Annotated in this window: 3 protein-coding genes and 2 pseudogenes; all 5 read left to right on the top strand. The window is 42.6% G+C overall.

What is annotated here, in order from left to right:
* The coding region (locus HSISS2_RS07490) for an SbcC/MukB-like Walker B domain-containing protein (RefSeq protein WP_134981517.1) at positions 1–2,399 on the top strand (2,399 nt) is incomplete at its 5' end.
* A gap of 375 nt (positions 2,400–2,774) precedes the next feature.
* Positions 2,775–4,867: pseudogene (locus tag HSISS2_RS07485) on the top strand (glycosyltransferase).
* A 104-nt stretch (positions 4,868–4,971) separates the two neighbouring features.
* The gene (gene secY2, locus HSISS2_RS07480; RefSeq protein ID WP_134981439.1) at positions 4,972–6,228 is read left to right on the top strand and encodes an accessory Sec system protein translocase subunit SecY2; all 1,257 of its coding nucleotides are present in this window, start codon (positions 4,972–4,974) and stop codon (positions 6,226–6,228) included.
* A 101-nt stretch (positions 6,229–6,329) separates the two neighbouring features.
* Positions 6,330–6,380, top strand: a pseudogene (locus HSISS2_RS11960) (hypothetical protein); the annotation flags it as partial.
* Positions 6,381–6,394: 14 nt separating this feature from the next.
* A complete protein-coding gene (gene asp1 / locus HSISS2_RS07475; protein ID WP_240472013.1) occupies positions 6,395–7,450 on the top strand; it encodes an accessory Sec system protein Asp1 in 1,056 nt (351 codons plus the stop codon).
* The last annotated feature ends 108 nt before the right edge of the window (positions 7,451–7,558 follow it).

Raw genomic sequence — 7,558 nt, 5'->3', positions numbered from 1 at the left:
CCCAAGAGGATTTGGCAAAACTGCAGAAGAGCTTGCAAACTGCCCAAGATTTGGCAAAGATTTTTCAAGAATTGGAGCATGCCAAGGAGCGTTACCGTCTGGAAATTGAGGAGGGAGCTCAAGGACAGGCAGAAGCTAAAGCGCATTTGGAGGAATTGCAGTTTGCTCAAGGGTTACAAGAAACTATTAGTAGATTGAAGCAATATCAAAAGCAGTTGTTCCAATTAGAGCAAGACCTTGAAATTGCGCAGGAAGCTTTAAGTGTCAAGGAGAAGGCTTTTGAGGACGTTAAGGCTCAAAAAGAGGAACTGACAGCTCAATCTAGGGATTTTCTTCAAAAAGAAGAGGAGCTTGAAACTTGGAAGGAGGACATTATCTATGCCCAGAGTCTTGCCCAAGAACAGGAGAAAATCAAACGTTCAACGACTAACTACAAGCAGTTGGAAGAAAACTATCAAAAAGCTTCGAAAGAGATTCAAGGTCTTAACCAGTCCTTGTCAGATTTGGAGGCCAATCGTCTTGGTTTAGATAGCCTGCATGAGGCCGAAAAACTCCTACAGTCTGTGGGCTACAGTGTGGAAAAACAACTGGCACAAGATCTTAAGGAAAAAGAGGAACTAAATCAGGAGTTGGAAAAGACCGACAAACGTCATCAAAGGCTCTCTTTGGAGATTGACCAAGCTCAAGAAATTCTCAAGAAATTGGAAGCGAAGTTAGCAACAACCATAGCCTCACGTCGTCAGCTCATGATTGCCCAGTTGCAAGCAGAATTAGAGAATGGTCAGCCTTGTATGGTTTGTGGTGCTCTGGAACATCCTAAGGTTGATGGAGCACAAGCTGATGAAGCGGCTTTGAAGGATCTCATGGACCAGGTGGAGAAGCTTCAAGTTCAAAAAGAAAAGCAAGTCGCTACCTTATCAAACCGTCAGGCTACCTTGAGCGAGGTCGAATTTAAACGTCAAGATTTGCTTGATCAAGTAGCAAAAGCTGAGCAAACACTGGAAGAGCATTACCAAGAACTGAAGGAACAAGTTGAAGGTCAATTTGAATTTGAGTTTGCTGAGAGCTATGAGTCCAGTCATGGACAAAATTTGTTAAAACAAGTTAAGAAGCATTATCAAGAACTCCAAACACGCTATGATAAGGAAGAGACAGATTATGTCCGATATCAAGATGAGATAGGTAAAGCTCAAGAAAAGACGACAGATTTAGCTAAGAGATATCAAGAGGCTAAGGCAGCGCTTGACCAAGCTAGGGAGCGCCTAGAGGACTTGCAGAAAGCTCATCCAGAGCTAGAGTCCGTAGAGGTTTATCAAGACCGTATTGCACATGCCAAGCAGGATTTGGCTCTTTATGAGAAAAAGGTCAAGGAGAATGGTGAAGCCTACAACCAACTTCATGCCGATATTAGAGAAATCAAGGGGCAAGTTGAGACCATAACCACTTCTACAGAAAAAGCCAATAAAGATGTACAGCGTTTATCAGCTGAATTAGGCCAAAGTCTTAAGGCTGAAGGAGCTCTCACCAATGACCTAGAGCAAATCCAGCTTTGGCTTCTTGAGGTGAACAAGCAAGCGATTCCTAAGATCCAGGCTCAATTGACAAGCTACCAAACTCTTAAACAAGAGTTGAAGGCGCAGATTGTCAAGGGTCAAGAGTTTATCAAAGGCCAAGAAAAGCCGGACCTTGGCAATTTAACACAGGCAGTAGAGGCTAGTCAGGAGAGCTACGATAAGCAGTTGGCTCAGGTATCCGTTATGGAAAAAGGTCTTAAGGATGCGATGGCTACCTACCAAGCTGCCAAAACCCTTCAAGACAGCAACCAAGAGGCCTTCAAGGCCCACCAAGAGCTTAGTGACTTGGTCAAGGTGGTCAAGGGAGAAAATACGGCTCTAACTGGACGACTCAATCTTGAAGTCTATGTTATCCGTCAGTATTTCCAACAAATCTTGGACTATGCCAATGCCAACTACATCGGTCTCTTAACGGATAATCGCTATTCCTTTGTCCTGAGTGAGGAAGGACGCAGGGCGCGTGATCACTTTGGTTTGGACATCAACGTCTATGACCAATTGACAGGTAGCGAGCGTTCCGTCAAATCCTTGTCTGGTGGTGAGACCTTTATCGCTGCACTGGCTATTGCCCTATCCCTCTCAGAAGTCGTGCAAAATACCAGCAAGGGTGCCGTTGTTGAAGCCCTCTTCATCGACGAAGGATTCGGGTCACTAGACAAGGAAGCCCTGACCAAGGCTATTGCCGTTTTGGAACAAATCGGTGAAAATCGCATGGTCGGTGTCATCAGCCACGTGGACGACATGAAAGAAGGTATCGCTCAACAACTAGCCATCATTAAGTCGCATGATGGTAGCAGTCGCATTAAGATTGTGGATAAGGGTTAAGGGGAGTAGAGAGATTAAGAGCCTCCACCAAAATTTTTTAACCATTCTAAGAGATAGTTGTCATCTGACCTATCTCTTTTTCTAGTCCCTTGTTAGAAGCGCCCCAACTGTCAGTTTTTTCTGAAAATAAAAGGAAATAATGTTGCAAAAAATTCCTCATATAAAAGTTAATCTATTAGAAAATTAAGTGATTGTATGATATAATCTAATATGGTTAAGTCTCGTTAAAATCAGGGAAAAGGATATAGAAAGTGCTGACAGTCCTTATCTTTTGTGACTGCAGAAACTGCTGTTAACCTCTTAAACGGGTCCTTGTGTATAAGGAGCTGTTTGAGACAGAACACTAATACTAGCTAGAAGAAATAAGACATAAAAATGACAGAAAAAATTTCCGTAATTATACCCGTCTACAATGTAGAAAAGCAGATTCAGACCTGTTTAGACAGCGTTTTGGGTCAAACCTATCAAAATCTTGAAATCATTCTCATCAACTATGGGTCAACAGATAATAGTGATACGATTTGCCGTAGATATGCTGCTCAGGACTCACGTATTCTTTATTTTAAAAAGGATAACGGTGGACTTTCAGATGCCCGTCATATTGGTATCCGCCAAGCTAAGGGTGACTATGTGACTTATGTGGATGCGGAAGATTGGGTTGAGTCAACCTATTTGGAAGACCTCTATAGCAAGCTTTTGGCTTATGAGGCTGATATTGCTGTGGCCAATTATAGTGTCTATAAGGAATCGGAGAATCGCTTTTATTTTCACATCAAAGATGAAGACTATTACGAGCAGGTTTATTCACCGGCTCAGATTATAGACGGCCTCTTTGAAGAAACTAACAACATTAATATCGCCCTGATCTCTGCGACTGGAAAACTCTACAAGCGTTCTTTGTTTAACGACTTGCTTTTCCCTAAAGAACATGTGGGAGAGGACGGCTTTTCAATCTTAAGGCCTATCTCATGAGTGAGCGCACGATTTACCTTAACAAGGGTCTCTATATTTATCGTGAGAGTCCTGAGATGCCATCGGCGACTTGGATGCAGGACTGGATGATGACCTTGGTTTACGCCATGGAAGAGCGCTTGGCTATTGTGGCTAGTCATGGTTTCCCTATGGAAAAATACATGATTACCTACCGTCAGATGTTGGCTGCTTGCCTGAAAAATGTGGAAGAGCAAGGGCTTACGCATTCTGATGCCTACCGCTCTATCCAGGAAAAATATCAGGTCTTACGCTTAGCGCCTCAACGTTATGAGACCAAAAAGCGTGCTATTGTCCTAGCGGCTAACTATGGCTATGTTGATCAAGTGCTTGCGACCATGAAGTCCATCGTTTTCCACCATCGTAATATCCGTTTTTACTTGATTAATGATGATTTCTCACAAGAATGGTTCAGGGGGCTCAACCGTCATCTGGCTGCTTTTGGTAGTGAGGTGATTAACTGTCGTGTGGACAGTAGTCAGATCAAGCAATACAAGACTAATAGTAACTATGCCAGCTATCTCCGCTATTTTGTAGCTGATTTTGTGTCTGAGGAACAGGCACTGTATCTGGATAGTGATATGGTGGTTACGGGTTCACTGGAGGATCTTTTTACACTTGATTTACAGGGGCGTCCTCTTGCTGCTGTTCGTGATTATGCTATTCAGGTTCAGGACCGTCAGTATATGTTTGATGCCGGGTTTATGGTGATTGATACTGCCTATTGGAAGCAATACAATATGAGACGCCACTTAATTGACATGACCAGTGAGTGGCATGATAAGGTACCATTTGCGGAACAGTCTATTTTGAATATGGTCTTCCGTAATAACTGGTTGCCCTTGTCTTTCGACAATAACTATGCCGTCACCAAGTCAAGTTTGGCTGGTTTCCATTTGCCTAATGGACAATCTTATCCTAAGGTTTTACACTACGCCTCACATCGTAAGCCTTGGCTGCCTTTAGCCTGTCAATCCTATCGTGACGTTTGGTGGTTCTATGCCCAAATGGATTGGTCAGGGGTGGGTGATAATCCTGGCTTGCTACCACTCTTAGAGGATATGATTTATCCGAAGGGGCGTCCATTTACCTGCCTGATTTATACCAATATTGCAGAAATTCCGCATTTGACAGATCTTATCTCTGCGCTTCCTAAGGTTCAGTTTAAGATTGCCTGTCGCCAGCATGTTTCAGATAAACTGGCACAATTAATCACTTATCCCAATGTGACAGTTTACTCAGCCATTGCAGGCTTAAATGGCTTAGACTTGGAGTTGGTTCATACCAGTGACCTCCTTTTGGATATTAACCCTGGAAGAAAGGTAGTGGAAATCCTTGATGCCTTTAGGTTCGAAAATAAACCCATTCTAGGCTTTGAGGATCTCAAGTCAACCAAACATAACCAACAGACCTACTCAAGAGATCGTTGGAAAGAGATGGCTGAGACCATTCGTCAAATGCGTAAAAAGAGCCTTTGATGAGGCTTTTGCTCGTTTGGTTTTGGTATGAATAGGAAATAAAAAAACTCAGTGACTTAGACAGAGAGTAATGTCTGTCTCGCCTTTCATAAGGTAAGATTAGCCTGTCCACAGAGGCAGGAAGTAGGAGTAATAGTGAAAAAATTAGTCAATCGATAATTACCAAGCGTGTCTTATGGACCATCTTTTTCCTCTTCATTTATTGTGTAGGGAATCAATTGGTTCTTCCTTTTGTGGATTTGAAACATGCCAATATCTTTGGAGGAGTCATAGGTTCCTTGGCTTTCTCTAGTGCAATGATGGGAGGAAACCTCAGGTCTATGTCACTTTTCTCAGTGGGCTTGTCGCCTTGGATGTCGGCCATGATTCTTTGGCAGATGTTTTCTTTCTCTAAGAAAATGGGCTTAAAAAACCTCCCTATTGAAATTCAGGACCGTAGGCGAATGTATTTGACTCTAGCAATCGCAGTCGTCCAGTCCTTGGCAGTGTCCTTAAACCTGCCTATCGTCTCCGGGGTCAATGCTGGCCTCGCCATTTTTATGAATACGATTCTGTTGATTGCCGGGACCTTTTTCTTGGTCTGGCTATCAGATCTTAACTCCCTCTTTGGGATTGGTGGTTCCATTGTCATCTTGATGGCAAGTATGATGGCTAATTTGCCTTTCCAAGTCATGGAGAGTTTTACTAAGTTAGGTATCGGTTGGGATGTCTTTCTTCCCTTAATCCTGTTCAGTTTGGTCTTCCTCTATATTTCAGGAGTTGTCCAACGGGCCAGATATCGTATTTCAATCAATAAAATCAATATTCATAACCGCTTCAAACAATATTCTTACTTGGATATTATGTTGAATCCAGCTGGAGGGATGCCTTTCATGTATGCCATGTCTCTAGTCAGCATTCCTCAGTACATCTTTATGCTGATTCAATTTATCCATCCTGAAAACAAGTGGACCAGTGGTGCCATCAAGGCCTTGACTGTCGGTCAACCCATCTGGCTGGCCGTTTATATGGTCATGCTCTTCGTTCTCGGTTTAGCCTTTGCCTTTGTTAATGTTAGTGGTGAACAAATCTCTGAACGGATGCGCAAGTCGGGTGAATACATCTATGGTGTTTATCCAGGTCAAGAAACCAGTGCTTATATCAACCGCTTAGTTCTTAGACTTGGTTTCATCGGTGCCCTTTACATGCTCTTTATGGCAGGGGTTCCCATGTTAGTTGTCTTGGTCAATCCAGATTATTTGCAACTGAGTATGATTCCAGGAACCTTCTTGATTTTTAGCGGTATGATTTACAATGTTAACGAGGAAATGAAAGCTTTGAAGCTCAACACTTCCTATACCCCACTTTTTGAAAATGTATAAAACACTCACCCCTCATGGGGTTGAGAGGTAGGCTGGTGACATGTGATCGGTCTACCCCTCAATCTCAAGTTTTGTGATGTAAAGACAATAAAGGAGAATTCATGTATTATTTTATTCCAGCTTGGTATGGGCAGACGGATGAATTTTGGAAGACGTCCATTGATCCTTGGTATCTGACACGTCAAAAATTGAATTTGATGATAGTCTACACCAAGTCCGTATTTTTCAGGATGAGGAGCTGACTCCGCAGCTCTTGCTTTTGGCCTACCAGCCGCATTTGCGTTATTTCTTACACCGTCATGATGTCTTGGAAGTTAAGGCCACCGCCATCTTTGACTTGATTCAGGGAATTAGCGATGAAGCTATGCGAAACCTGCAGGTGACCGATTTGGACTGGCCTGAAGGCTCTACTTTTGTCTATACACCGTTTGCTATTGTGGTTCAATGTCAGCACAAGCGTTATGCCGAAATTGAGTTCGGTACTGAGGGCTTTATTGCCATGATTCGCTACTTTGATGAAGAGCAAATCATCCGTGAAGATGTCTATGATGACCGTGGCTTTGTTTCAAGTAGTCTCTATTTTGAAAATGGTCAACCAATCTATCGCAATTACCTAAATGCTAAGGGAATTTGGCAGCTTTGTCACTTCTTTGATGGACGTGGGATTGTGGCTAATCCTAGAACAGACGGTCGCTTTAATAAGAGTTACTACGGTGACCTTTCGGAAGTCATTTGGGAATTTTTGGATAAATTTTTGGCAGAAAAAGTGACGAATGAGGACCGTTTTGTTATAGCTTCAGACTTGCGTCACAACAAGCCCCTCTTTAATCACTTGCCAACAGAAAATACCAAGATTTTGACCTGGTTTGCAGAACGAAATCAAGATGACAGTATTGATGCCTATGCAGGCTTTTTGTCGCAAGTGGACTTGTTGATTGCTGACCGCTATGATTACTTGGAGCAACTTCAGGTCGCCTATCCAGAAGAGGCCAAGAAGCTTAAACACATGGCTTCCTTTGATACCCGTTTGGCTTTGGGAACCAGTCAACGTGTTAAAGAGTCTAAGATTTTCTATCAGGTTGATTTGAATCAGTTGGATTTAGAGGCTATTTATCAAGTGTTAGCATTCGTAGCCAAGTATCCTAAGACTCGTGTTGAATTTGGGGCCTTTAATGCCAATCCAGAGCAACTTCAAAATTTGGAACATCAAGTTGAAAAATGATTGACGAACGTTTTAGCTCAGAAGTCTTTGAAGAGGTTGTTGAAAGTAGTGGTGCGGAAAATAGATTGGAAGAAAACAATGAAATCATCAGTCGTTTTTCATTCCAAG

Origin of the sequence: Streptococcus sp. HSISS2 (assembly GCF_000448665.1) — a bacterium.
Classification (GTDB): Bacteria; Bacillota; Bacilli; order Lactobacillales; family Streptococcaceae; genus Streptococcus; species Streptococcus raffinosi.
This window is presented reverse-complemented; position numbering and strand designations above follow the sequence as displayed.